The organism is Paenibacillus sp. A3M_27_13 (assembly GCF_024213315.1).
In the GTDB taxonomy this organism is placed as follows: Bacteria; Bacillota; Bacilli; order Paenibacillales; family Paenibacillaceae; genus Paenibacillus; species Paenibacillus polymyxa_B.
Genome location: NZ_JANAVE010000004.1, coordinates 132,325 through 155,737, shown reverse-complemented (window position 1 = coordinate 155,737; position 23,413 = coordinate 132,325). Strand labels below are relative to the sequence as shown.

The 23,413-nt window shown below is 48.1% G+C and carries 24 protein-coding genes and 1 pseudogene; 13 read left to right on the top strand and 12 right to left on the bottom strand.

Annotated features, from left to right (window positions below):
* The first annotated feature begins 28 nt into the window (after positions 1-28).
* The 7 genes from NLX82_RS16950 (at position 29) to NLX82_RS16920 (ending at position 7,972) form a co-directional block, all read left to right on the top strand.
* The gene (locus NLX82_RS16950; RefSeq protein ID WP_076159750.1) at positions 29-1,021 is read left to right on the top strand and encodes an ABC transporter ATP-binding protein; all 993 of its coding nucleotides are present in this window, start codon (positions 29-31) and stop codon (positions 1,019-1,021) included.
* The gene (locus NLX82_RS16945; protein ID WP_028541504.1) at positions 1,011-1,817 is read left to right on the top strand and encodes an ABC transporter permease; all 807 of its coding nucleotides are present in this window, start codon (positions 1,011-1,013) and stop codon (positions 1,815-1,817) included. Before NLX82_RS16950 ends, NLX82_RS16945 begins: the two co-directional genes overlap by 11 nt.
* A gap of 1 nt (position 1,818) precedes the next feature.
* A complete protein-coding gene (locus tag NLX82_RS16940; protein WP_023990058.1) occupies positions 1,819-2,631 on the top strand; it encodes an ABC transporter permease in 813 nt (270 codons plus the stop codon).
* A gap of 49 nt (positions 2,632-2,680) precedes the next feature.
* Complete coding sequence (locus NLX82_RS16935; RefSeq protein WP_076159753.1) at positions 2,681-4,213, top strand: hypothetical protein; 1,533 nt, start codon at positions 2,681-2,683, stop codon at positions 4,211-4,213.
* Between the two features lie 17 nt (positions 4,214-4,230).
* Complete coding sequence (locus tag NLX82_RS16930; protein WP_076159756.1) at positions 4,231-5,391, top strand: UDP-glucuronosyltransferase; 1,161 nt, start codon at positions 4,231-4,233, stop codon at positions 5,389-5,391.
* Positions 5,388-6,476 carry a Gfo/Idh/MocA family protein gene (locus tag NLX82_RS16925; protein WP_076159759.1) on the top strand — a complete coding sequence of 363 codons (1,089 nt, stop codon included), beginning with the start codon at positions 5,388-5,390 and terminating at the stop codon, positions 6,474-6,476. Before NLX82_RS16930 ends, NLX82_RS16925 begins: the two co-directional genes overlap by 4 nt.
* Before the next feature lie 83 nt (positions 6,477-6,559).
* Complete coding sequence (locus NLX82_RS16920) at positions 6,560-7,972, top strand: type III PLP-dependent enzyme domain-containing protein (RefSeq protein WP_068941759.1); 1,413 nt, start codon at positions 6,560-6,562, stop codon at positions 7,970-7,972.
* Positions 7,973-8,062: 90 nt separating this feature from the next.
* Here the strand turns inward: NLX82_RS16920 and NLX82_RS16915 are convergent, their stop codons facing one another.
* Genes NLX82_RS16915 through efeO form a run of 3 tightly spaced genes read right to left on the bottom strand, consistent with a single transcriptional unit; the run spans position 8,063 to position 12,164 of the window.
* Positions 8,063-9,892: an FTR1 family iron permease gene (locus NLX82_RS16915; RefSeq protein WP_023990053.1), complete on the bottom strand. Its 1,830-nt coding sequence runs from the start codon at positions 9,890-9,892 to the stop codon at positions 8,063-8,065.
* A gap of 24 nt (positions 9,893-9,916) precedes the next feature.
* Complete coding sequence (efeB, locus tag NLX82_RS16910) at positions 9,917-11,281, bottom strand: iron uptake transporter deferrochelatase/peroxidase subunit (RefSeq protein ID WP_023990052.1); 1,365 nt, start codon at positions 11,279-11,281, stop codon at positions 9,917-9,919.
* A 4-nt stretch (positions 11,282-11,285) separates the two neighbouring features.
* Positions 11,286-12,164 carry an iron uptake system protein EfeO gene (gene efeO / locus NLX82_RS16905; protein ID WP_023990051.1) on the bottom strand — a complete coding sequence of 293 codons (879 nt, stop codon included), beginning with the start codon at positions 12,162-12,164 and terminating at the stop codon, positions 11,286-11,288.
* A 305-nt stretch (positions 12,165-12,469) separates the two neighbouring features.
* Between efeO and NLX82_RS16900 the strand changes: the two genes are divergently transcribed.
* A complete protein-coding gene (locus NLX82_RS16900; protein WP_007431813.1) occupies positions 12,470-12,697 on the top strand; it encodes a helix-turn-helix domain-containing protein in 228 nt (75 codons plus the stop codon).
* Positions 12,698-12,913: 216 nt separating this feature from the next.
* On the opposite strand, the gene NLX82_RS16895 is transcribed toward NLX82_RS16900, so the two are convergent.
* From NLX82_RS16895 to NLX82_RS16885, 3 genes are all read right to left on the bottom strand, one after another.
* Positions 12,914-13,162, bottom strand: coding sequence for a hypothetical protein (locus tag NLX82_RS16895; protein ID WP_075154672.1), 249 nt, complete (start codon positions 13,160-13,162; stop codon positions 12,914-12,916).
* Between the two features lie 304 nt (positions 13,163-13,466).
* Positions 13,467-13,688 (bottom strand): hypothetical protein, encoded by a 222-nt coding sequence (locus NLX82_RS16890; protein ID WP_235322313.1) that lies wholly within the window; start codon positions 13,686-13,688, stop codon positions 13,467-13,469.
* A complete protein-coding gene (locus NLX82_RS16885; protein ID WP_023990050.1) occupies positions 13,685-13,945 on the bottom strand; it encodes a hypothetical protein in 261 nt (86 codons plus the stop codon). Before NLX82_RS16885 ends, NLX82_RS16890 begins: the two co-directional genes overlap by 4 nt.
* Before the next feature lie 491 nt (positions 13,946-14,436).
* On the opposite strand from NLX82_RS16885, the gene NLX82_RS16880 reads away from it, so the two are divergent.
* From NLX82_RS16880 to NLX82_RS16865, 4 genes are all read left to right on the top strand, one after another.
* On the top strand, positions 14,437-14,919 hold the full coding sequence (locus NLX82_RS16880) for a hypothetical protein (RefSeq protein WP_023990049.1): 483 nt from the start codon (positions 14,437-14,439) through the stop codon (positions 14,917-14,919).
* 141 nt (positions 14,920-15,060) lie between these two features.
* A complete protein-coding gene (locus NLX82_RS16875; RefSeq protein WP_013311697.1) occupies positions 15,061-15,552 on the top strand; it encodes a hypothetical protein in 492 nt (163 codons plus the stop codon).
* 87 nt (positions 15,553-15,639) lie between these two features.
* Complete coding sequence (locus tag NLX82_RS16870) at positions 15,640-15,903, top strand: hypothetical protein (RefSeq protein ID WP_023990048.1); 264 nt, start codon at positions 15,640-15,642, stop codon at positions 15,901-15,903.
* 63 nt (positions 15,904-15,966) lie between these two features.
* Positions 15,967-16,353 carry a hypothetical protein gene (locus NLX82_RS16865; RefSeq protein ID WP_175405285.1) on the top strand — a complete coding sequence of 129 codons (387 nt, stop codon included), beginning with the start codon at positions 15,967-15,969 and terminating at the stop codon, positions 16,351-16,353.
* Positions 16,354-16,425: 72 nt separating this feature from the next.
* Here the strand turns inward: NLX82_RS16865 and NLX82_RS16860 are convergent, their stop codons facing one another.
* The 5 genes and pseudogenes from NLX82_RS16860 to NLX82_RS16845 all read right to left on the bottom strand — a co-directional run bounded on the left by NLX82_RS16860 (position 16,426) and on the right by NLX82_RS16845 (position 21,298).
* A complete protein-coding gene (locus NLX82_RS16860; protein WP_226887829.1) occupies positions 16,426-17,040 on the bottom strand; it encodes a methyltransferase domain-containing protein in 615 nt (204 codons plus the stop codon).
* A 123-nt stretch (positions 17,041-17,163) separates the two neighbouring features.
* Positions 17,164-17,295 (bottom strand): annotated as a pseudogene (locus tag NLX82_RS27775) (putative RNA methyltransferase); the annotation flags it as partial.
* Between the two features lie 244 nt (positions 17,296-17,539).
* Complete coding sequence (locus tag NLX82_RS16855) at positions 17,540-18,895, bottom strand: dipeptidase (RefSeq protein WP_053326004.1); 1,356 nt, start codon at positions 18,893-18,895, stop codon at positions 17,540-17,542.
* A 190-nt stretch (positions 18,896-19,085) separates the two neighbouring features.
* Positions 19,086-19,262: a YjfB family protein gene (locus NLX82_RS16850; protein ID WP_023990044.1), complete on the bottom strand. Its 177-nt coding sequence runs from the start codon at positions 19,260-19,262 to the stop codon at positions 19,086-19,088.
* Between the two features lie 56 nt (positions 19,263-19,318).
* The gene (locus NLX82_RS16845) at positions 19,319-21,298 is read right to left on the bottom strand and encodes a methyl-accepting chemotaxis protein (RefSeq protein ID WP_023990043.1); all 1,980 of its coding nucleotides are present in this window, start codon (positions 21,296-21,298) and stop codon (positions 19,319-19,321) included.
* Positions 21,299-21,462: 164 nt separating this feature from the next.
* Here NLX82_RS16845 and NLX82_RS16840 point away from each other — a divergent pair, with 164 nt between their 5' ends.
* On the top strand, positions 21,463-21,879 hold the full coding sequence (locus NLX82_RS16840; RefSeq protein ID WP_068941746.1) for a hypothetical protein: 417 nt from the start codon (positions 21,463-21,465) through the stop codon (positions 21,877-21,879).
* Between the two features lie 222 nt (positions 21,880-22,101).
* Here NLX82_RS16840 and NLX82_RS16835 read toward each other — a convergent pair whose 3' ends face one another.
* On the bottom strand, positions 22,102-23,229 hold the full coding sequence (locus NLX82_RS16835) for an SGNH/GDSL hydrolase family protein (protein ID WP_075154671.1): 1,128 nt from the start codon (positions 23,227-23,229) through the stop codon (positions 22,102-22,104).
* Positions 23,230-23,413 lie beyond the last annotated feature (184 nt).

The following is a 23,413-nucleotide window of genomic DNA, read 5'->3' as shown; positions in this document are numbered from 1 at the left end:
TGCACAGAGGAAAGAGGAGGGGAATTGATTGCCGTCCATTACATTAAAGCAATTGTCGAAAACATTTACGTACTACAAAAAGGAGCCGGGCGTGCGCAAATCGTTACAAAACTTGTTCAGGCGTGAGCAGCTGACCAAAGAGGCTGTGCAAAATGTCAGCTTTAGCATTGAGGAAGGCGAAATTGTCGGATTTCTCGGTCCAAACGGGGCGGGCAAAACAACGACGCTCAAAATGCTGTCTGGCATTCTCCATCCCACGGACGGGGAGGCATCGGTACTCGGCTTTACCCCGTGGAAACGACAAAAAGAGTTTAAACGCCAGTTTTCCATTGTAATGGGACAGAAAAACCAGCTCTGGTGGGATTTGCCTGCAAGCGAGTCATTCGAGCTGAACAAGCTTATCTATGAAATCGATGAAAACCGTTATAAAGAGGCACTAGATGAACTGATCACTCTGCTTGGAGTGGAAGAGCAGCTTCATGTGCAGGTTCGGCGGCTGTCTCTCGGCGAGCGTATGAAAATGGAACTGATCGCCGCGCTGCTGCATCGTCCACGGGTCATTTTGCTGGATGAGCCGACCATCGGACTGGACCTTGTTTCTCAGCGGCGGATTCGAGAGTTTTTCAAAGCCTATAACCGCACGCACCGGACGACCATCCTGCTGACAAGCCATTACATGAAGGATATTGAGGATTTGTGCAGTAGATCCATCATTATCAGCGGGGGCAGATTGGTCTATGACGGAGACTTACACAAGGTGAATGAGGTCATCGGTGCCCGTAAATTACTCAAGGTTCGACTGGAGACCCCCGTATCCAGCCTAACGTTGGCGAGCCTCGGCAAACTTCGCTCCAACTCGGAGCTGGAGGCGGTATTTGAGCTGGATGCAGAAGATACCTTGGCTTGGTCCAAAAAGATTTTGGACGCACTGCCTGTCGTTGATTTTACGATTGAGGACGTCCCGCTGGAAGAGGGGATAGCCAATTTGTACGATGGGGGCAGGCTGGCCGATGCGAAATAACAAATATGTGAAGGTACTCCAGCTTGGTATGCAAAACGAAATGGAGTATCGGGCTAATTATTGGCTCCAAATGGCGGGATTTATGTTGCCGATCATGACGCAAATTTTTCTCTGGCTAGCTGTATTCGGTTCTTCGGGACAAGCAAGAGTGCTGGGCTATTCTCTGCCAGAAATGCTGGTGTATGTGGTCATGGCGGGAGTAACTGGAAAACTGATTGCTACGGGCTTTGAATACGAAATTGCTACAGATATCAAGGAAGGTGGACTGGCAAAATTCATGGTACAGCCTGTGCATTATTTTGCTTACCGTTTTTGCCGGTTTATCGGAGGCAAAGTCATACAGTCTGCGGTCGTGCTGCTGGCGGCTGCTATTTTGCTGTTATGTCTTAGCCTGGAAGGACAAATCAGCTTCGGGCTATCGTACATCCTGCTTTACATATTGGCGTTGCCGGGAGCGCTTGTGCTTAATTTTGTGGTCTATTATGCGCTGAGCGGCATAGCCTTTTGGGTGACGGAATCGGCGGGACTATTTTATACGCTGTCGCTTGTCATTTACGTAGCTAGCGGTACCGTGTTTCCGCTGACGATTTTTGGAGATGTTTTGGCCCGTCTGTTCAGTCTGCTACCGTTCAGCTACACCGTATTTTTTCCGGTGAATGCGTTGACGGGCAAGCTGACTGTGCTGGAAGCCGCTAAAGGCATTGGCGTGCAATGGCTCTGGATTGTAGTGCTGGCGGCCCTATCACGCTGGGTGTGGCAAGCCGGGGTCAAACGCTTTGTCTCGGTGGGGGGTTAACATGAAAAATGTTTTCCGAAACGTTAGGCGCTACATCAGACTGTACTGGAAGTTTGTCCAGTTTTCTGTCATGTCGCAGATGGAATACCGCATTAATTTTATAACTGCATTTCTGGTTGAAACGGCTTATTTGCTCATCAAGCTGCTGTACGCATCGGTTCCATACCGCGCTGGGACGGATATTAATGGCTGGTCTCCTGACGCCATATTGTTATATATCGGCGTATTTACGATGATGAGCGGATTTTATAGTGGATTGTTCTACAGTAATTTTACAAGCCTGCCTGACAAAATTCGTACCGGCTCACTGGACGTGCTCATGACTAAACCCGTATCGCTGCAATTTATGGTAACACTGCGTCAATTTGAATTGGGCTATACCGTGCCGAATGTAATTGGCGGCGGAATTATGACAGGGGTCGGCTGGCAACGACTCGGATTGCCGTTTAATTTTGAAACTGTAGGAGGGTTCTCTGTGCTGCTTGGATGCGGGGTGCTTACGGCATACTCCGTATTTTTGCTCCCTCAACTGCTAGCCTTCTGGATCATCCGCACGAACGGCGTTACGGAGCTGTCCAACAGCATTTTCGAGACAAACTATGTGCCGATGGCCGTGTACAGTAATCTGATTCAGCGTATCGGTTTGTTCGTGCTTCCGGTGTTTGTCATTTGTAATTTTCCGCCCATGTTCATTCTCGGCAAAATGGAAACCGGGTTAGTGGTATGGGCATTTCTCGCACCTCTCTGGCTGCTGGCGATCATCCGCCTGATATGGCAGTTTGCTCTACGTGATTATACGAGCGCGAGCCAGTAGCGCTACAGTATAGTAGGCCAATAATGAAGCAGGAAAGGAAGCGAATCATATGAATGCGATACCGAATCAGCGTCATTTGTATATGGGAACGTTCGAAGCGGAGGTTTACTGGCGGGATGCCCAGTTAGCTTCCTTGCCAGCCCTGCCTGACCGGGCTTCTTCTGCGATTGTAGCAGCGATGGATGAACTGCTGTTCAGCTTTTGCCAGCCGGGAGATGCGTTATTGACCCGTTATGCCATTTCGCCCGTACATCGTCAGTATATCGCGCAGTTGGGCTTTCATCCGGCTGTCAACGAACGGGACTTGACCGATGGCATGGAGCGTGCAGGCAACGTGTCGACCGCATCAGTATTTGAACTGCTGGGCAGTCGCAAGGCCGATGCCGGAGAGGGGTTTCCTCAACTGGAAGGCTGTGTGCTTAGCCCGTTTGCGGGTTTACCGCATGTGGAGGAGGCTGCACGTGCTTGGGGAATAACACTGCATCAGCCGCCGCTGGAAACGATTCGCAAGGTAAATGCCAAAACGTATTCCTCTGATCTGAAACGCAGCCTTGGTCTGCGCAACCCGGGCTATATTGTGACTTCGTTTGCAGATGTTGCTGAGGCGGGACGTAAGCTGCTACGGGATGGAAGCTTTTTAATCAAGGATGATTTTGGCGTATCGGGCAAAGGAAACCTGCACATTACCTCGACACAAATGCTGGACCGGATCGTATCGTATTTGCGTGGACAGGAGCGTAAAGGCAAACAGGTGCTTTTCCTTTTGGAGCCTTTTCTGGAGAAAGAGCAGGATTTTTCATGCCAATTTACGATTGGTGATGATGGGAGTGTCGATATCTTATCTGTACAATGGCTGGCTAACACTCAATTCTCCTATCGGGAATCCTTGTCGCCGGACGGGGCATTTTTGGAGCGGCTGGAGCGCGAGGGCTATTTTAGCTTGATGCAGGATGTGGGACGGCAATTGTATCAAGATGGTTATTATGGCGATGTTTGCATTGATTCCATGACACTTCGTGGTGGGAAGCTGGAGCCAATTATCGAAATTAATGCCAGAAAGTCGATGAGTTTGATCAAGCATCAGCTCGATACCTTTCTGGCCAGGAAAAATATGCGTGGCACGCTGACGAATTATTCGCTGTCCCATGATGGCAGTCTATCCTATGAAGAACTGCTGGAAGGACTGAAGGGTGAAGGATTGTTGTTCACAGGTGAACGTGAAGAAGGTGTCATGCCTCTGGGTGCCAATACATTATATGTGAACACAGGTGGACGAGATGGCGAGAACAAGATTGTAGGCCATACAAGCACGCCAAGCAGAAATGCAACCGGACGCGGAGGCAGATCATCTGCCAAGCAGGTTCGTGTGAGCGGGATTGGGGCCAGCGATGGCGGATCAGAAGGGAACGGCTTGGGTAAGCCGGACTTGAATGGTAAAAAAGAAACCGCTGGAAGCGAACGGGCACGAGGCAAGGGTCGTCTTTATTTGGAACTGGTTGCTGCGAGCGATGAGGAAAAAATGCGATTGACTACAAAGCTGGAGCGTTTTTTGGCAGAGCATCATTTTACAGTGCTGAATTAAACGGGAGGCGTATGAGCATGCGTAAGAATACGGATAAGCTTATGAAGGTAACGATTTTGTGTTCCGGTTTCGGATTGGGCTTTTATACCCCTGGCTTGTTGTTGCAAGCGGGTCTTCGCAGGCTGGGCGTGGATACGGCGATTCATGTATTTGAAAATGTGCTGCCAGAATCGGCCCGTCTCAAGGTCGACAAAAGCCGCAAAGCTTACCATGACAATTTTGCGGTGGCCTTAATGTCACAAAAGGTTCCGCAGGATATGCGTAATTCACTGGATCTCGCAGCGATGGAAGTACTGCTGAACCAATGGATAGAGGAGGATCGGCGGTATTTTATATGCTTATCCGGTCATTGGATGTATGTACTGGAGGAGTATCGCAAGCGCAGAGAACCGAAGTCGGTGCATGTGGACATTGTGTATATGGATTCGACACCTTCTCCTTCCTGGAAAAATCTAGCCAAGCATAACCCACGTTTTGCGGATGGCTGTGGAGAAACGACCTTTTTTGAAAATGATAACAATAGAGTCAGCCACTATATTGATGTGCCGGCCGTGGAGTATGTACCGTTTGAAGCACGGCAATCCCGCTTATTCGTACATGGCGGCGGCTGGGGCATGGGCACCTACCGTGACAAGGTTGGACGGTTGGAAGAAGCGGGCTGGGAGCTGGACCTGCTGTTGTATGATCAGGATCAACCGGATGAACAGCGGGACAGTATACGCTATTTTCAGATGGACCCGCAGTGGAGGACATGGCAGCGAAATGAAGCCGGAGAGCATACATTTCCACCTTTCGGAGAGGTGAAAAGAGGCGAGAAGACAGTGTATCAGGTTGGACCGGATTACCATAGCATGCTGGACCAAGCATGTCGTGTCCAGGCCATTGTCAGCAAGCCAGGTGGTGGCAGCCTAACCGATTCGTTCGCTACAGCTACTCCGCTCATTATGCTGGAGCCATTTGGTGTGCATGAGAAGCATAATGCGGATCTATGGGAACGGCTTGGATTGGGTATGCGGTACGATACGTGGATACAAACCTATGACGGCAGTGCTCAGATACTGGAGGATATGCATCGCAGGATCGTAGAGCTGCGCAGTCGAACGCCGCGTTATATAGAGTCCTATGTGAATAGCATCCAAATGCCAGCAAGCTCACTGGGAATGGAGCAGGGGTCATGAACGCTGCCGCGGCTGCGCAAGAACCTGCGATGCGAGATATTCGCTTTGGGATCATTGGCTGTTCTGCCATTGCTCCCCGTGCGTTACTGGAACCAATCCGACATGTTGCAGGGGCACGCGTGACCGCGCTTGCGAACCGCACGGTTGCCAAGGCAGGAGAAATGGCAGATCGTTTTGGCGTCAGTGTCGTTTATCGTCATGCTGAGGATATGCTAAAGGACCCGGAGATCGACGCTGTATATATTGCGCTCAGCAATGACTTGCATGCCGAGTGGATTGGCAAAGCACTACGGGCTCATAAGCATGTGCTGGTGGAAAAACCGTTATGCCTGAATACGGCTGATCTGGCTCCCTTGGCAGCGACAGTCGAGCAGAGCAGCGCTTACCTGCTGGAGGGAGTCATGGTGCAGCACCATCCTTGGCAGCATGAGCTGCGGAGGATCGTAGAATCGGGGCGTTATGGTCGCTTATGCTCCATAGAGACGAGTCTATGCATTCCGGCAAAAGAAGGACATGCGGACAATTACAGATCTCGTCCGGAGCAGGGTGGGGGATGCTTTTGGGATCTGGGCGTGTACTGGCTCCAGCTGCTTCAAGCCGTCGTTGGATTGGAGCAGGCTGAATTCCACAGTCAATCGGATTTTGATGGTCCTCATGGTTGTGACTGGACATTTCGTGCGCAAGCCCGTTATCCGAGCGGATTGAAGGCATCTGCCCTCTTTTCATTTGAGCGCCCTTATCACTGTGCTCATGTACTGACCTTTGATTCGGGAGTAGTCACTTTAAAGGACTGCTTTCGGGCAAATTTAGGTTTTTATAAAATGACACTCAAGACGGAAATAAAGAAGGATATCATGCCGAATATAACGGATGCGGACGCACTGCCTGTGTTATCACAGACATCCTCGCATACCAAAACGGTTTTCGAGCCTATGAACTATTATGTCAATCAGTTGAATACCTTTTGCAGCATCATCCGGGGAGAAGCGGAGCCCATTCCTTTTCGCGAGGCTGCTGAACGCGTCAGACTGCTGGCAGCCATTCATGAAGCAGCACGCTCGGGCGAGACGATCTATGCAGTATGAGTATGATTGTGTTTTCGAGCGGTGGGGAGCGAATGATGCAAAATACTGAGTATCAAGGCAAAGAGAGGAGGGGAATTCAGTAGATGGATAAAAAGGACGAAGCCTTACTGGAGCGTTTCGGCGAGCATCCGACGCCATTTTACTATTATGACGGGGATGCGCTGCATGCCCATGTCAGCTCGTTACTATCCCGATTGCACCCGGCCGTGCGTGTACATTATGCGCTCAAGGCTAATGGTAACGTAGCCTTGGCTGGGTTGCTACGCTCGTTAGGTTGTGGTGTTGAGATTGCTTCGGCTGGAGAAATGTTCGTCGCTATGGAGGCCGGGTATGCTGCGGAAGACGTGCTGTACGCCGGACCGGGAAAAACAGTAGCCGAGCTGAACGAGGCAGTAGCCTGTGGAATCGGCTGTATTCATGTCGAATCGGTGAGGGAGCTGCGTCTGCTGGAGGACATTGCTGCCCAAGCGGGCCAGCTTGTCAGGGCAGCGGTTCGCATCAATCCCGATAACGATCTGTCTGGAGCAACGATTAAAATGGGTGGTGTTCCGCGCCCCTTTGGAGTGGATGAAGGGCAGCTGGATCACTTTTTTAAGGTGCTGGAAGATTGCCCGCACGTCAATTTTCAAGGTATTCAGGTATATACAGGTACGCAAATGTTGAAATCGGATCAGATTTTAGCTTCATTTGCGAATACGCTACAGTTGGCAGAACGGGTACAGGCTCAGTATGGTGTGGCAATGCATACGGTCAATTTGGGCGGCGGGTTTGGTGTACCTTATTTTGCTCATGAGCAACCGCTCGATATGGATCACGTCATTGACGGACTGAACGCACTCGCGGAGCAGACCCGAACCCGCATGCCCGGGGTTAAGCTAATCATCGAAAGCGGCAGGTATCTGGTCGCTCAATCGGGCATGTATGTCTGCCGAGCATTGTATACAAAGGAATCCAAGGGGGAGAAGTTTGTCGTGGCTGATGGTGGCATGAATCACTACGCCGCAGCTACTTTTCGAGGACGCCGCATTAGGGACAACTACCCGGTGCGAATTATGCGCAGGCAAGCGGGAGAATTGAAAGAGCCCAAAGAACGAGAAGTGGAAGCAACCCTATGGATGGGGCAGAGAGACGCTTCTGCTCAAACGGCTGTGGCTGTCGAACAATCATTAGAAGAGGTTGCAAACCGAATAGGAGGGCCTCTGGAAGAGGCATCCATGGAGCTTGAGACGGTAAGCATTGTCGGTCCGCTTTGTACACCCGAGGATTGTATTGTGAAAAAAGCGCAGCTTCCTCCGATTCACGAGGGCGATTATATTGCCTTTCCGAATGCAGGTGCCTATGGATTGAGCTATAGTCCACTACAATTTCTGGGACATGCTACCCCGGCGGAGCTGCTCGATTTTCGTGGGGAGGTGCATGTCATTCGTGAACACGGTGACCGCACAGACCTGCTGCATCATCAGCGCATGATTCCGTTGCCTGAGGATGTGCAGTAAGTACGTAAAAAAACGCCAAACTCATGGGAACCGATATAAATCGGACCTGTGATTTGGCGTTTTTTACATGATGAGTAGGGTAGCATCGACTTATTGTTGCTTGGAGCTTCGCATTTCCTGACGCACAAGCTGCCATACCATAAAGATCAGTACAGCGATTTGTGGGACAAATGTTTCCCAAGTTGGATACATTCCCAGCCAGCTAATGGACGGAAGCGAGGAGGCAGTGTGCCCCGGAAGCTTACCGGCCACCTGAAGCGAATGAATACTTTCGCCCAGGAATCGGAATACGAGATAGTAAATCAGTACAGTGGCAGTCAGGAAAAAGGCGCGAATTGGCAATCGTACACTGAATTTAATGATCGCAAACGCCAGAATGACCAGAATAATCGTCGCTGAGCCAATGCCGATCAGCAATTGTGAGGTTTCGATGGCTGGAGCCATACCGACATAAAAGATAGCTGTCTCGGCTCCTTCACGCAGAATTGCGAGCGCAGAAACCGCAAATAGCGACCACAGGCTTCCTCGTGCCAGCGCGTTGCCCACGCTGTTTTCCACAAAGCGGTTCCATGCGGCAGCGTTGGATTTGCTATGCAACCAGCTACCCACGGTCAGCATCAGCACGACCGCCACCAGCCCGGTGACACCCTCCAGCAGCTCACGCATGCTGCCCGATGCGGCTGCTGCCACTAGTGTGGTGAACAGCACTGCCAGAATTCCGCTCAGCACCAGCCCCGTTCCGGCTCCTGCCCATATCCAACGTCCAGCCACGGCTTCGCCGCTTTTTTTGGCATACGCCAGCAGAGCTGCGAGCACGAGGATGGCCTCCAGGCCCTCACGCAGCAAAATCAGCGCGGCATCCCACGCAGTGTAAGAACGTTCTTCCGTCAACGGACGGAGCCTGTCCAGCATCTGATCAAGAGTCTGAATGGCTTTGTCTGTATTCGGTGGAGAAGACAGCAGATATCCGGAAGTTTCGGTCATTTCATTTTCAATCGCAGTGTAAGACGTCGGATCGGAAATTTGTACATGTCCTTCGACGGAAGGCCACAGAGCGATAAATTGCACTACCTTATCAGCCGCTTGCTCTGATTGATTAGCTACAGCATCTTGGCGTGCGGATTCGAGCAAGGTGACTGCATCGGTCAGAGAAGCTGCCGAACCATTTGCCGTTCCCGTAGCCGTATTGCCTGCATTCGTTCCTTGGCCTGTGTTCACAGACTTGCCCTGACTATAATCAGACAGCAGAGTCGTTAATTCCTGCATTTCCTTAAGAGCCTGTTCTTGGCGAATGGGCTCAGCTTGCATGGAGATGCGAATGAGACTGATTTTAGTTTCGAGCGAACTGTATACCGGGAAATTGTCCAAACGAATCGGTGTTTCTACCTGATACCAGGCTTTGACGATTCGATCGTAATCCACCCGGGCAGCAGCCCAATCGCCTTTTTGCATGGCGGCCAGACTGCCCTTCGCCATAGGAAGCAGTTTTTCCGCTGCTTTGGCTCCAGCCGGGGCTGTTTTGTCCCCTTCGGCAGCAGTGACGTACTCATTGACCGAGCGCGCCAGCACGGATAAGGCAGCTTTCGCTGGTTCCCCGCCGCCACTGGCGAGTGTCTGCTCCGCATCGGTGAGTGCTTGATCTACAGCCGCGATGTGAGTTGAATCTCCGCCATTCGTTTTGGCGGCCTCCCACAGCGTGCGGAATTCTTTCAGATCCTTGGAGGCTTCCGTCCATTGAGCTTGTCCCGCCTCCACCAGCGCTCCCCCCACCACAGGCATTAGCTGATCATTGGTGACAGCTTTGGCATCTGTTTGTGCAAAAGCGACCGACCCGGAGCCGGACATGAACGGAGTGACGGTCAGCAGCAGAGCCGCCACCAGCACAAACACCCATCCCAAGCCTTTATTGCACCGATTCATATAAATCCCCTTCCTTGCCTGCTGCTAAAATAACGTATCCCCGATGTAGCCGCCTTGCGATACACCCGGGAAGCAGGCGAATACCGCACTGCCTTTGTGTACAATGTATTCGTTCAGCTTGTCATTGCGTGCAAGCTTCTCCTGAATATGAACGAACTGCTTGAACAGATCACGCTGGTAGCTGATGAACAGCAGCCCGGCATCCAGCTGTCCTGTTTGCTTGTCCAATCCGCTTGAATACGAATAAGATCTCCGCAAAATATTAATGCTCCCGTCCCCATGAGCCAAAGCCACATGAGAGGTGGGAGGTGTAACCGGCTTGCCTTCCGGATTTTTGGCCGCCAGATCAAGCTTGTCGAACTCCTTGACCTTACCGAGTGGGGCCCCGCTGCTGCGATGACGTCCAAAAGTATCCTCCTGGTCGCCCAATGTTGAGCGATCCCACACCTCTACCCGCATGCGTACACGGCGTACAGCCATATAGCTGCCGTCGCCCATCCATGCTGGTCCGTCACTGGTCTGAGTCCACACCAGCCGATTCATCTCGTCTGCCTTGGAGGTGTCCGGGTTCCCCGTACCGTCCTTGAAGCCCAGCAAATTGCGTGGTGTGCTTCCCGCAGGATCGGCCTGTGCTGTTCGCTGGAAGCCTTCCTGCGTCCAGCGAAGCACCGCCGTTCCTCTGGCGATACGCGCCAAATTACGCAGGGCATGGAAAGCTACCTGCAAGTCATTGGCACATACCTGCACTCCGATATCGCCGCCGCACCATTGCTCCTCCAGGGCATCCCCTTGAAAACGGGGCAGCTCACGGAACTCGGCAGGTTTAAGCCCTGCCAGGCCGTATCGTCCATCAAAAAAGGATGGGCCCACGCCAAAGGTGATCGTCGTGCGGGATGGCGACAATCCTGCCGCCTCGCCTGTATCGGAAGGAGGGAGGTTGAGATTTTCATTATCGTTGCCAAGGAGCACGCCAGAAGTCATTGTAGCGCTTGCTTCCGTCCAGGCTTTGAAGAGGCTACGCATCTGTTCCTTGTCGCTGGTTGTTAGATCGAAAGCGGCGAAGCAGATGAAATCCTGCGCCGGAGTCACAATACCTGCCTGATGCTTACCGTAAAAAGGGATTACATCTTTGGTATCCGCATCCGTCATCATGCTTTCGAGGCGTTGACCGGCTGACAGCACGGCTCCCACGCCCCCGCCGCCAAGCAGGAGGCCTAGCCCACCTACCCCGGCCAGCTTCAATAGGTCTCGGCGTGATACGGATTTGCTTTTTCCTGACGACTCATCTTCCACTAGCTTCGCATCCTTTTTTACCAGATCAGCCTGTTCATTATGGGATTCCGCATACTGCGGCTTTTCTTGCCCTTTTTGCCGCTTAAAGCCTTTCATATCATTACACTCCTAACAATTTCCCCATTTGGGACAACGGTTCTGCCAAGGCATCGAGGTTTTGGCTCAGCTTTTTAACTTCTTCCGGTTTCAGTTTTGTATACGATACATAGCCTTCTCCGTCTTTAAAAGGAGCCAACTCCTGCTGTAAGGCCGCAAAGCGCTCACCGATTTGTTTTTCCAATGCCGCATCTTTTTGGTTCAGATCTGTTTTCAAAATGTCATATATCTTTTGCGCGCCTTCTACATTGGCAGCAAAATCGTACAAATCCGTATGAGAATATCGCTCCTCTTCACCCGTCACCTTCGAGGTAGATACTTCATTCAACAACTCGACTGCACCCGTTACCATCAGGCTGGCGTCAATATTAACTGTTTCTACTTTGGCACGCAGCAGCTTGGCATCACTCAGCAGTCGGTCGGAAAACTCGTCCATTCCTTTGGTTGTGTTTTCTTCCCATAATGTTTTTTCAATACGGTGAAAGCCGCGCCAATCCGCTGCATCCACATCACCGTCACGTGCATCAATATTCGGGTCAAGATCACCCAGCGCTTCTGCAATCGGTTCAATCCGTTCATAGTACATACGTGCAGGGGCATATAGCGCCTTGGCTTTATCCAGTTCGCCAGCTTTGACCGCGTTCGTGAATTCTTCTGTCTTCTTCACAAATGTATCGCATTGCTCGATGGCATAGGTGCGGTAAGCTGTTACCGCTTGATCAAAATTGGGGGCAGAAGCGGCAGGAGTCGTTGTCTGTGTTGTGGCTCCTGCATCTTTGGTCGTTGCGGCAGGCTGCTGAGTAGCAGTTCCGGTTTGTCCGCAACCTGCGAACAGAATAGAAGAGACCAGCACTCCGGCCGGTACGGCATAACGTAGTTTCATAATCAATGAACACCCTTTCTGGCCAAACTGGCCCTGAACCATAGTCTGTTGCGCGATATCTATATCGAATTTTTATTTTGATAATGATTATCAGTCGCGGTTTTTCTTATCATAAGGCTGGCCCATATGCCTGTCAATACATAATTTAGACACAAAGTCCAACCCATCATTAAAGCAGCAAGTAAGGTGCCTATGCCCATTTTTATCCGCATATTGAACCATACCCGAGCACATGACATAAAATGTGTTGACTGTATCCCTTAACCTTGTTACACCACACAAAACCCGAGCAAGGAGGGGTGAAATTGACGAAGGGTAACGACCACAAAAACAAGTTTTTGTTAACTCACCGTGAACGTGAAGTATTTGAACTGCTAGTGCAGGACAAAACAACACGTGACATCGCCGGACAGCTATTTATTAGCGAAAAAACGGTCCGAAACCATATTTCCAATGTGATGCAAAAATTGAACGTAAAAGGTCGTTCACAGGCGGTCGTAGAATTAATCAGGCTTGGCGAATTAAAAATCTGACCTCTCGTTCCTTGCGGGGTACAAAGTCTTCTCGATGATCCTTCGACAGTGAAGGGTGGTCGGGAAGGCTTTTGTTTTGTGGTATGTTAGCTGATCAAACCTAGTAAGTTTATTCTATATTTCAAATTGAGGAGAGAAGCTGGGAAATCTATTGTAAACGTAAAACAAGCGAGTGTCATAGCAATGGACATTCGCTTGTTTTGATCGTTTTTTAGTTTAGAAACGATAATCCTGAAGCTGTTCCTGGCAGTTATCTATTCTTGCTAGCTCTGATTTGGGATAGCCCAGTCGTTTTGTTTTATTACTGCACATCCAGCAGGAACAATGGATTTTTCCTTTGGAGAATACACCATCAAATTTGACGACCCATCCCCGGTGTGCTGAAAGCCGTTTTTTACGCTGAATAACACGTTTTCTGTGGTGCCTAAAATAAGCTCGATACCGATTTTTTTGATTAGGTTTCATTACCATCACGCTCCCTTGGGCAAAGGCTCAGCCCGCAGGAGAAACCAAGGGTATAAGTAATACTTCTACGGGCTGAGCATGATGGTAATCAGATTTAAAGGAAGAGACATGTGGCCACCTGCTTGGAATTATTTTAAAGGTGAAAGTGGGGAGTGGATGTTCATTAAATCAAAGTCAACAATTAATTTTGTTTTTAGCATAAAATCAATGCCTAATATGCCATCAAATCCATACGGCTCTTGAATAGAGCTTAGTTGAATTGGAAATGTATCTAATTGAATATGCCCGATTTTTAGATGAGGAATTACCTGTTCGTAGCAAATTTTGTGCCGCCCACCCCGTACATCCGCTTTGCTCTCCCGTTAATGAAATCAATGTGAATGCCGATTTGGGCTAGTAAATCCGTATCAAACACTGTTGCAGCGCACCCTGTATCGAACAATACGTTTGGTAATAGAGCAGTTTGGTTGTGATGTCTCAAAGTTAAGGAAACAATTGGCAAACCATTATGGAGGTTAATCTTCATGTACGCTGCCGTACTCCTGAGAAAAACTCTTCTACAACCTCGACATCGGATCGACTGGTATGGAACACATACAGTTCGCGTGACGGATACAGTTTGTGAAAATGTTTATACCCGCTCCAAGCATCTTTCGGGTTGTCGTAATCCTGAATAACCGCCATGTCTTCAAGATTGCGCACGCGATTATTGGAACTGGCTTTTATAGCCTCAACCAACACAAATCGCCTCGGATGTGATTCGGCAATTTCTTCCCATTTCATCGACTTCACCTCGCTCTTTTTGCTTTATTTTATTATAACATAATCGGGGGGACGGCAAGGAAGCAGTAACCTCTACCATGTGATCAGTCCCGTAACCCTTTTAAAAAGGATGAAGGCTTTTGTTTTACAGAATAACCGCTGAAATATGTGGGAATTTGCGTGTAAATGATGTACTATATATAGAAGGAAGAAACTACCATTAGAGATCATAGTGCAACTAACAGGAGTGATCAAAACATAGGACTGTACCACAAAGTTATACTAAGATAGAAATGCATCTGGTGATAGTCTAAGAATATAAATCCCTACAAAGCAGTATTCAGCATGACGACAGGATGGAAGATGGATCAGGTTTTGAGCTATACTTTTATATATAGGTGTTGAAGAAGAATCACAAGGCAGAAAAAGCTCATTGCTTCAGGTAGTAGGAAGTAGCTTTTGCCTAGAGCTACCTGTGGTATATTCTTGATCGGAGGTGAACGTTAAGACATATGACACCCAACCAACACTTGATGACTTATACGCTGAACAGCGGTATAAAGGGAACTGTCGACCTAACCAGTAAGCAGGTGCAGGAATGGATCAAAGCATATCGAATTGGCAGCAAGTTTGTAACGGTTGTGGGGAAACAGTATTTTGGTTTAAACCCTGAGTTGGTAGCAGATTTCAAGGTACATAATGAATACTCGGAGCAGAGAGAACACATATCCATAATACAGCCTGTAATGGAACGCAAAGCTGTAGAGCTGGACCCACTGGTAGAGGCGTACAGCCAGTATAAAACATTAATTCAGGTAGAATGTAAATGTGGTGCTTCCTATATAGAAGAGTCACCGCATAAAAGAACCAAGTGGTCATGCAAGGAGTGTAATAACATTGTGTTCCTAGATCGTAAAAAGGGCATGGTGGATACGGATAAAGGCAAGGCGTGGTACATGACCAACAAATACTATGTGGAAAGACAAAGCAACTGACAGATTGTCAGTTGCTTTCTAACCATACACTCACACCTCTTATGTGCTTACCGAGATATATTAAGTCTTTTGCCAAATAATAAAATTGATGTTTTTTGCGCTTTGTAGTACATTATCAAGTGTATTATAAGGAGGCTTCTCATGTACGGACATAGACAAGATGATACTTTATACATCATGACTTACACATTAAATAGTGGTATCAAGGGCACAGTGCCTTTGTCTAATCAACAGATACAGGAATGGCTTGAGTGTTACAGAATTGGCAAAAAATTCGTAACCGAGATCGGCAAAGAGTACTTTGGACTGCATGCGGAACTGGTGGCTGATTTTAAAGTGCATAATCAGTATTCAAGCTATCAGGAGGTTATTATCCCGATTCAACAGCCGGACACTGGCCTAAAAGAGTTGTCCCAGGCTTACAAATCAACAGAAACCTTAATTAAAGTAGATTGCAAATGTGGTACATCGTATGTAACAGAATCTCCCTTTAAGCGGACCAAGTGGTACTGCACCAAATGCCGGGAGATTGTTTTTCTCGACAACAAAAAGGGAATGGTGGATACTTCCAGAGGCAAGGCCCATTATATGACCAATAAGTATTTTGTGGAACGGGAAACAACTGGCGTATAAGCCGGTTGTTTTTTTGTTCGTAAGGTTTGTACATGTCCTGACTTTTCAAAGCCGATTGCGCTATAGTGAAAAAGGGGGCTTATGGAAATGTGGAGTATTTTGCTGAATCACGTTTTGTTGATAGGATTCCTGGCTGTTTTGATTCAACGGATCTACAAGCATCGCTTTCATCAGCAAAATGGTAGCAATTTTCTGCTATGCTTGTGGGGGATCTTGCTTAATCGGTACAATAGTTTGTTTGAACTGACAACGTTATATACGGTGTATACCGTTATTTTTGCAGTAGGAGCTTTGTTGTTTGGAGGTTACTGGCTTGTGCAGCTATTGGAAAAGGGGAAAGATAAATCTTGATATAACGATAGTCAGGTGGTGAACGTCATCCGGGAAGATCATACGAATGGTGCAAGAAACCGCATGAGCACGAACCATGTGTACATAAACGAAACGCTTCATTTGGAACAAATCATAAGTGACCTGCGGGTGATGGGCTATGTGGCTTTTCATCATCATCCGCAAATCACAGGTGAGATTGAAGAGCTGGAGGCGTTAAAAAAGCAACTATTATCGTTTTTTCAACAGCATCATGTATTGTGGATTGAGCTTGATCCGCTAACGCAATATGTGGTGGTGAATAACATGGGGAAGGCAACGGTGCTCAAACTCATGGGTCGGAAAATGAACCCGCTACGGGATCTGAGAGCAAACGCTGCTTTGGCTGGACAGCCGCTGCATGAGTTGGATCGGGAGATAGAACGGCTCAATCGGCTAGCTCACCTGTTGCGCTACACCCGTTTTTCTTAAGCGACGGGACTAACGTAAAAAAAGCATTCACGAAGCATGGATGGTTCCATGCTGTGAATGCTTTTTAGTATTCTATTTTTTACCGCATAAGATGAGCAAATCTACTGTGACATACGGTAAATTTATTTCCTGCACTTGCTGCCAGTCTGCTTCCGTAGCTCCCCACGATAAGGGAGTCATATGGAGCAAAGGTTTCATGAGGTCGGCATTTAACATAAAACGATAGGTTAACCGTTCGGCGGATAGAAGTTTAAAATGATCTTTAAATCGGCTTAATATATTGTCATTCGAATAAGCAGGCTTATTCTTTTTCTGTTCATACAAGCATCTCAATTCCCGAAGATAATATTGTTCGGGAATGACCTTCAGGACGCAGCCGTCCTCCGAAAGGATTCTTGTAAATTCAGCATAATTAGAAGGGGATAAAATATTGAATACACCGTCAAATTGTTGATTTGAAAACGGACAATGAGCCAGATCCGCAACACACCAGAGGGTATGAGGATATTCTTTGGCTGCGGCCACAATACCTTCTTTAGACAGATCCATACCTACGCTTGTAAGCTCAGTGATTCCCTTCCAGGTCAGCTTATCCTGAATGTGGCTCAAATGAGTGCCTTCCCCGCAACCTGCATCGAGCAAGTAAAGGTGTGATTTTTGATCAAACAGTGGCTTCATAAATTTCATTATAGTGCTGCTTATCGCTTCATTTAAGGGATCGAAAAATCCGTTATTGCACATCATTCTTCTGGAGGAAAATAGTTGTTTATCATATTTAGTCTTATAGGACCGGGCGGCTAAATGTAAATACCCGCATTTTGAGAGATCATAGCAATGCTGATTCGTACATAGGAGGCTTTTACCTTCCACCATACGCATCGGTTGAGAGCATAGAGGACACCTAAAGAGATGTTGATGCTTTCCAATCAGGTCAGCCTTCATCTCGTGTTTATTCCATTTGGACACAGAAAAGCACCCCGTTCATTCGTATTTGGTGAATGAAAAAAGGCACAGCCAAATAGACCCAACCCATTTTCGGAAAAATGGTTGAGTTTTCATGAACTGTACCTCACATTACCGTAAACGAATAAACTGAATAATCATATTATGTAGCGCTCCTTAAAAAAAAATAGAAAGGGCTTTCGCCCTCTCTATTGTAACTTAGTCATAAGAAGTTGTCATGTGCTTACACCGATTTCAAAAACTCTACAATCGTCAGCAGACCCTTGTCAAAATTGTCCAAGTTAAAATGCTCGTTTGGCGCATGCAGGTTCTCATCTGGCAAGCCGAAGCCCATCAGCACGACTGGGGCAGTCAGCACACGGGAGAAGGTCTCCACGATTGGGATAGAGCCTCCATCCTTGGTAAAGAGGGCACGCACACCGTATACCTTCTCAAAAGCATCGGCCGCCGCTTGCAGAAACGCGTGTGACGGGTCGATGTTAAAGGCGTTCGCTTTTTCACCCTGTTGAATATCCAGGGTAGCTCCTGCCTGAACATGGGCGCGCAAATGGCGCTCGATTTTGTCCAGAATGTCTTGCGGATTCTGGTTAGCCACCAAGCGGCACGTGATTTTAGCATGAGCTTCTTTTGGAATGACCGTTTTCGTGCCTTCCCCTTGGAAGCCACCGTATACGCCGTTCAGCTCCAGTGTCGGACGTGCCCCAACACGCTCAACGAAGCTGAATCCTTCTTCGCCATAGAGAGAATCAAGTGCAAGATCTTGTTGCAGCTTGCTCTCATTGAAGCCTTGCTTCACGAATTCTTCTCTCATCTCTGCCGATAATGGAGCAACATCGTCGTAGAATCCTTCGACGCTTACGCCGCCTTTGTCGTCATGCAGGGTTGCCAGCAAGGACACCAGAGCATGCAGGGCATTCGGCACGCCGCCACCGAAAGAGCCGGAATGTAGATCTGTGTTCGCCGTGTGAATGGCGACTTCCAGTGAACATAGTCCACGCAAACCTGTGCAAATGGCAGGCTTCCCTTTTTCGATCAAGGAAGTGTCGGACACCAGTACAGCATCCGCGGCCAGACGTTCAGCTCCAGTTTGCAAAAACTCAAGCAAGTTCGGACTGGACACTTCTTCCTCACCTTCAACGCAGAATTTGATGTTCAGCGGCAATGTGCCTTCCTGCTTCAAAATGGCCTCAACTGCCTTAATGTGCAAGAAAACCTGCCCTTTATCATCTGTCGCTCCGCGCGCATACAATTTTCCATCACGGATGGATGGCTCAAACGGTGGCGTTTCCCACAGGTGAAGCGGGTCTACGGGTTGTACATCATAGTGTCCATACACGAGGATCGTTGGTTTACCAGGTGCGTGCAAATGATCCGCATATACCAGCGGGTGCCCTTTGGTTGGAATGATTTCAACGTTTTCCAGACCGGCAGCAGTCAGTTTGGCAGCGAGCCAATCAGCTGCTTGGTTAATGTCCTTTTTGTGCTCCGATAATGCTGAGATACTCGGAATGGACAACCACTCCTGTAACTCGCCCAGTTGTTGCTCTCTGGCTTTTTCAAAATAATCAGAATAACTCATAGACTATGTATCCTCCTTTTTCAATGTAAATCGTGTGAATGTTGCGCTATCCTCCGAACCGAGGTCGTGGACGATATTTCTAGTTTACTACGTTTTGTGCTGAACGAAAAATAGGGAGATAAAAAAACGATTCTACCCGGGTCTGTCCAGACCTGAGCAGAATCGCCCTTAACCAAGCATATGGATGTACTTATGCGCGAATGTCCAGTTGACCGCCAAGATGAGGCTGTACGCTTTTTTCCATCATCTGCACTAAAGCCTGTCCTTGTTCACTGGCCTGATCCTTAGCCATACTTAATACCTTCACACTTACGGCTTGAGCTAAGCTGGCCTGACTCATACCTGTTGATAATGCTGCGATATCCATGTTCCAACCCTCCCTCATTGTGAAGACTCTTTCTCTGTATTTATCGGTTGGAACGGTTATTTTGTTTCATCTAATTGGAATTGTGTCAGTAAATCTTGAAGCTGCTCCGCCAGACGGGTCAAATCTGCGGCAGACGAACCGATCTCTTCCATGGAGGCGAGCTGCTCCTCTGCGGCTGCGGACACGGTCTCCGTATGGGATGCCGCTTCTTCAGCGATGCGTGTAATTTCCTCCATGCTGCTGACGACTGAACTCGTTCCATCTGCGACTCCAGCGGTAGAGGCTGCGACGTTATCGAGCTGCTTCGCTGATTTGGCTACCGCTCTACGGATGCGAGAGAAGGAGCGACCGGATAGGTCAATGGAATTAATACCATCACTTACGCGTTCCTTGGCGGATTCCATAGCGATCAGGGCTTCAGATACACCGCTCTGTATCCCTTGAATCTGTTCACGAATTTGTTGTGCGGAATAAGCTGAGTTTTCAGCCAGCTTGCGGACCTCTGTCGCCACGACAGCAAAACCTTTGCCATGCTCCCCTGCGCGTGCTGCCTCAATAGAAGCGTTCAATGCGAGCAGATTAGTCTGGCTGGCGATTTCCGTAATGACGGTGACAATCGTTCCGATTCGTCCAGAGCGGTCACTCAAAGCACTGATGATGGTATCCAGTTCTTCCACGGTAGTGCGAATGCCATCAATGGAAACGACGCTGTTGCCGATATGCTCGCTGCCTGCATCCGACGCCTGAATGGCCTGTGCGGAGTAAGTGGTCATTTCAGCCATGGTTTCAGTCATAGCGGTAATGTCTGTTGCCATGCCGCTAATCCGTTCCTGATTATCTTTAGCGCTGCCCACTTGGCGTTCGCTGCCTGCAGCCACATCTTGAATGGCTATGGTCACATGCTCGATAGCCCGGGTCGTTTGTTCTGCACCTGCTGCAAGCTCTTGCGAGGATGCCGACAAATTGCCTGTCATCGCTTGAATTTCTTTAATCATGTTACGCAGGTTATCTACCATTTGTTGAAAATATCTTGATAATTCACCAATTTCATCTGTACTGGTCGTAGCCACGTTTATCGAAAGATTACCTTGGCTGATGGCATCCATAGAATTACGTAATCTTTGGATGGGCTTAAGTATACTGCTGATTAGCCACATTGCGAGCACACCAATGATGATGGCTGCAATCACCAACACGATGATCGTTGTGATAAGAATCGGTTGGGCGGAGGCACTGGTTTCTGCTTTGTCCATCGTTCCAGCAATTCTCCAGCCTGTCAGCGTATTGGTTTTGAAAATCAGGTGTTTATCTACGCCATTAATATCGTAACTGAAGCTACCTTCTTTGGAGGCAAATAATTCAGGTATCGTTTCCCCCATTTTGGTACTTCCGCTGACTTCTGTCGGGTGGGTAACGATACGTTTGGTACCATCTAATATCATAATATAGCCATTTTGTCCGATTTTTAAATTTGTGATTTCTTTTAAATTATTTAGGTTCAGCGAAAGACCGAGAACACCACTGTTGTCAGGAAGTGTACGTGAAATATATACAACGGGGACCTTAGCCGTATTGAGTCCGACAGGGCTGATTACGGTTTGTCCGGGTTTCTCCATGGCCTGTTTGTACCACGGACGTTCACGAGGATCGTTTGTGGAGCCTACGGCTTTGCCAATAATGAGTTTTCCTTCGGGAGTTCCTACAAACATATCAACAGCTTCCGCATGCATTTTTAAATACACTTGTAACCTTTTCAGGATGTCTTCATCTGCTTCAGCACTGTTATCACTAGCTGTCATCGTCGTAGAGTAATATTCGAGATCAGCGATTTTGGCTTGAATCGTTTGAGTAACTGCACGATCGGATGCGGTAACGCTAGTTGTCGCACTATCGAGTAATTGGCGGTCCGTCTGTTTATATGCTGCTTGATAAGAAAAAGAACTTACAATAATGCTTGGAACAAGCATGACCAGTAAAAATGCTGCTGTCAATTTCTTGCGTAGTGTTAATGTTTTGAGTCGTCTCAGTTGTTTCATCAAACCCCTGCTTTCTATCTACATATTCATTTCTAATATTTATATCATATGTATTTACTATCGGTTATTTTGAGCTGAATTGATAGATTTATTACTAATTTGTCCAATACGCTAAAGAATTTCTTGCATAGCATGGAGTATCTTGCAATTTGGAGGGATAAGGTATGGGTTTTTTTCTGGATATGAGAAGCTCCACCAATTCATCAAAAACAGGTGAGGGTCCCGATATACAGCTGGGTCCTATACCGGAGCGGTTCGGTTTGATCACCCTGCGAACCTTTCTTGTGCCAGGTCCGATTGTGACTTTTAGCGGTTCCATTGGTCTGCTCGGTGAGCTTGGCGATACGTATGCGGTTGAAATCGTGCGTGGAGCCGACTATGATCCGAATGAGGTAGTCTACCGCGCCGAGGGGGTACTGGGCGTGACTGGTTCTAATGAAACGCAAGCTTTTAATGCACAGGATCTGTCTGCTCCCTGGGCAATACAAACAGTATATTCTTCTTATATTTCTGGTGTATCGACCACTGTTCGTAATGGTCCAGAGGTATTCACGGGCATTGCTTCGACTCTGTTTTTGTAAATATATCAGGTGATTATTTCTATAGTAAATGCTCGCTGCCTGTTCGTGGTTCTCCTAGGATAGTCCGCTGCGCCCAAGCTTAACTAGCCACGAGCATAGACAGACATCTGCTGCAGACTCGTGGCTATAATTCTCAACAACAACACCCAGAGCACAAATGACCTAGTTGTTGTAATTTCCTTTATGAGCGTGTTCTACAGAGTTGATTGTGCTTCTCGGATTCTATTTCTTTAGAATCTCTCGCAAATACACTGTCAACTCATCTGCTGCTTTGGCATGGGCGGAGAGCCCGGGATGGCTGCGAGATCCTATCGTTTCTTCCGTCGTGTTAGGCAGTTGGAATACAGACACATTCCGATCCCTCGTTTTTTTCTTGTACGCGTCTACCGCTCGGTAGATTGAGGGCATCATCGGAGTACCCAGCATCCCATAGGCCCACACAATATGGGCAGCAGGATTGCAGGTCCGAAGCTTGACAAGAAAACGTACGATAGCGCTTTCAAAAGATTGTAAATCTTCTTCATTGAATGTGCCGTCCTCGTTCAAGCGTTGCTTGTACACTTTCCCGCTTGCTGGGTCCGTCCATGCAGGAGAATAAAAGGCTCCCCCGTCATTAGTCCCCAAATTCACTACGACCACGTCCGGCTGCCATGAGGTAAAATCATGATCTGAAAATGCCCCTAATGCTTCATTTCTCTCACCGGTCAGCACACCACATATCTGCTCATAATATGCCGGTATGTTCGCATGCGGATTATTATCCCAGCTTGTTAGGACACCCCATCCGCTTTGTGATAACACTCGGTAGTCCGCATTTAGTGCTTCGGCTGTTATGGCTGTATAATTGCGTAGTGCTGTGAACAGCATGGGAACCCAGTCTGTCTCCTCCTTCGCTCCAATCGTTCCTTCTCCCGAGGTAATGCTGTCACCGATAAATTCCACCTTGAGGGGCTTATCAGTGACTGGCAGCAATTCCCCATCAACCTTCAGGGCATGAATTTGCAACAAGCAGCGCGAGTCCGAACTCATAGGCTGGACATCCTTGACCACACGGACATTTTTGACCGTGTCAGGGTTCAACCCTCTCAAAAGACAGATCCAATGCCGTCCTGCGGTCACCATCAGGCGACTCATCGGAACCCCATTGATGACAATATTGATCCAGGGTTCATACACCTGGTAATCGGCCTCAATTTCAATCCACAGCTCTGAGCCTTTGATATTCAATTCAATGCCACTGCCTGTCCAAAACAGAGTAAGAGGTTTACGTGTTTGCGTAGTTCGACCATGAACCTTTACATGCTTTGCTTTTGTAAGTGGGTATGTCCTCAATCTCTTGTTATGTGACATTTCAACATCCTCCTCATGATTTCTAAATGAATGCTAGTTTCTGTAATATTGTAAAAGAAGTGACAGGAAATCTCAAATTCTATTTCTAAGCAAGTAAGTAAGGGTTCAAGGCTTTATATGGATTATTCTTTGCAATCACGGACTTTAGGACAGCATATGATAGTAGAAAGCACCAGCAAACTGA

Coding starts and splice junctions, on each gene's coding strand:
- NLX82_RS16875 (WP_013311697.1), top strand. CDS start 15,061: ATGTACGGACATAGACAAGATGATACTTTATACATCATGACTTACACA.
- NLX82_RS16935 (WP_076159753.1), top strand. CDS start 2,681: ATGAATGCGATACCGAATCAGCGTCATTTGTATATGGGAACGTTCGAA.
- NLX82_RS16895 (WP_075154672.1), bottom strand. CDS start 13,162: ATGAAACCTAATCAAAAAAATCGGTATCGAGCTTATTTTAGGCACCAC.
- NLX82_RS16920 (WP_068941759.1), top strand. CDS start 6,560: ATGGATAAAAAGGACGAAGCCTTACTGGAGCGTTTCGGCGAGCATCCG.
- NLX82_RS16880 (WP_023990049.1), top strand. CDS start 14,437: ATGACACCCAACCAACACTTGATGACTTATACGCTGAACAGCGGTATA.
- NLX82_RS16840 (WP_068941746.1), top strand. CDS start 21,463: ATGGGTTTTTTTCTGGATATGAGAAGCTCCACCAATTCATCAAAAACA.
- efeO (WP_023990051.1), bottom strand. CDS start 12,164: ATGAAACTACGTTATGCCGTACCGGCCGGAGTGCTGGTCTCTTCTATT.
- NLX82_RS16850 (WP_023990044.1), bottom strand. CDS start 19,262: ATGGATATCGCAGCATTATCAACAGGTATGAGTCAGGCCAGCTTAGCT.
- NLX82_RS16865 (WP_175405285.1), top strand. CDS start 15,967: ATGAGCACGAACCATGTGTACATAAACGAAACGCTTCATTTGGAACAA.
- NLX82_RS16845 (WP_023990043.1), bottom strand. CDS start 21,298: ATGAAACAACTGAGACGACTCAAAACATTAACACTACGCAAGAAATTG.
- NLX82_RS16835 (WP_075154671.1), bottom strand. CDS start 23,229: ATGTCACATAACAAGAGATTGAGGACATACCCACTTACAAAAGCAAAG.
- NLX82_RS16945 (WP_028541504.1), top strand. CDS start 1,011: ATGCGAAATAACAAATATGTGAAGGTACTCCAGCTTGGTATGCAAAAC.
- NLX82_RS16870 (WP_023990048.1), top strand. CDS start 15,640: ATGTGGAGTATTTTGCTGAATCACGTTTTGTTGATAGGATTCCTGGCT.
- NLX82_RS16930 (WP_076159756.1), top strand. CDS start 4,231: ATGCGTAAGAATACGGATAAGCTTATGAAGGTAACGATTTTGTGTTCC.
- NLX82_RS16860 (WP_226887829.1), bottom strand. CDS start 17,040: ATGAAATTTATGAAGCCACTGTTTGATCAAAAATCACACCTTTACTTG.
- NLX82_RS16940 (WP_023990058.1), top strand. CDS start 1,819: ATGAAAAATGTTTTCCGAAACGTTAGGCGCTACATCAGACTGTACTGG.
- NLX82_RS16855 (WP_053326004.1), bottom strand. CDS start 18,895: ATGAGTTATTCTGATTATTTTGAAAAAGCCAGAGAGCAACAACTGGGC.
- NLX82_RS16925 (WP_076159759.1), top strand. CDS start 5,388: ATGAACGCTGCCGCGGCTGCGCAAGAACCTGCGATGCGAGATATTCGC.
- NLX82_RS16890 (WP_235322313.1), bottom strand. CDS start 13,688: ATGAAGATTAACCTCCATAATGGTTTGCCAATTGTTTCCTTAACTTTG.
- efeB (WP_023990052.1), bottom strand. CDS start 11,281: ATGAAAGGCTTTAAGCGGCAAAAAGGGCAAGAAAAGCCGCAGTATGCG.
- NLX82_RS16915 (WP_023990053.1), bottom strand. CDS start 9,892: ATGAATCGGTGCAATAAAGGCTTGGGATGGGTGTTTGTGCTGGTGGCG.
- NLX82_RS16885 (WP_023990050.1), bottom strand. CDS start 13,945: ATGAAATGGGAAGAAATTGCCGAATCACATCCGAGGCGATTTGTGTTG.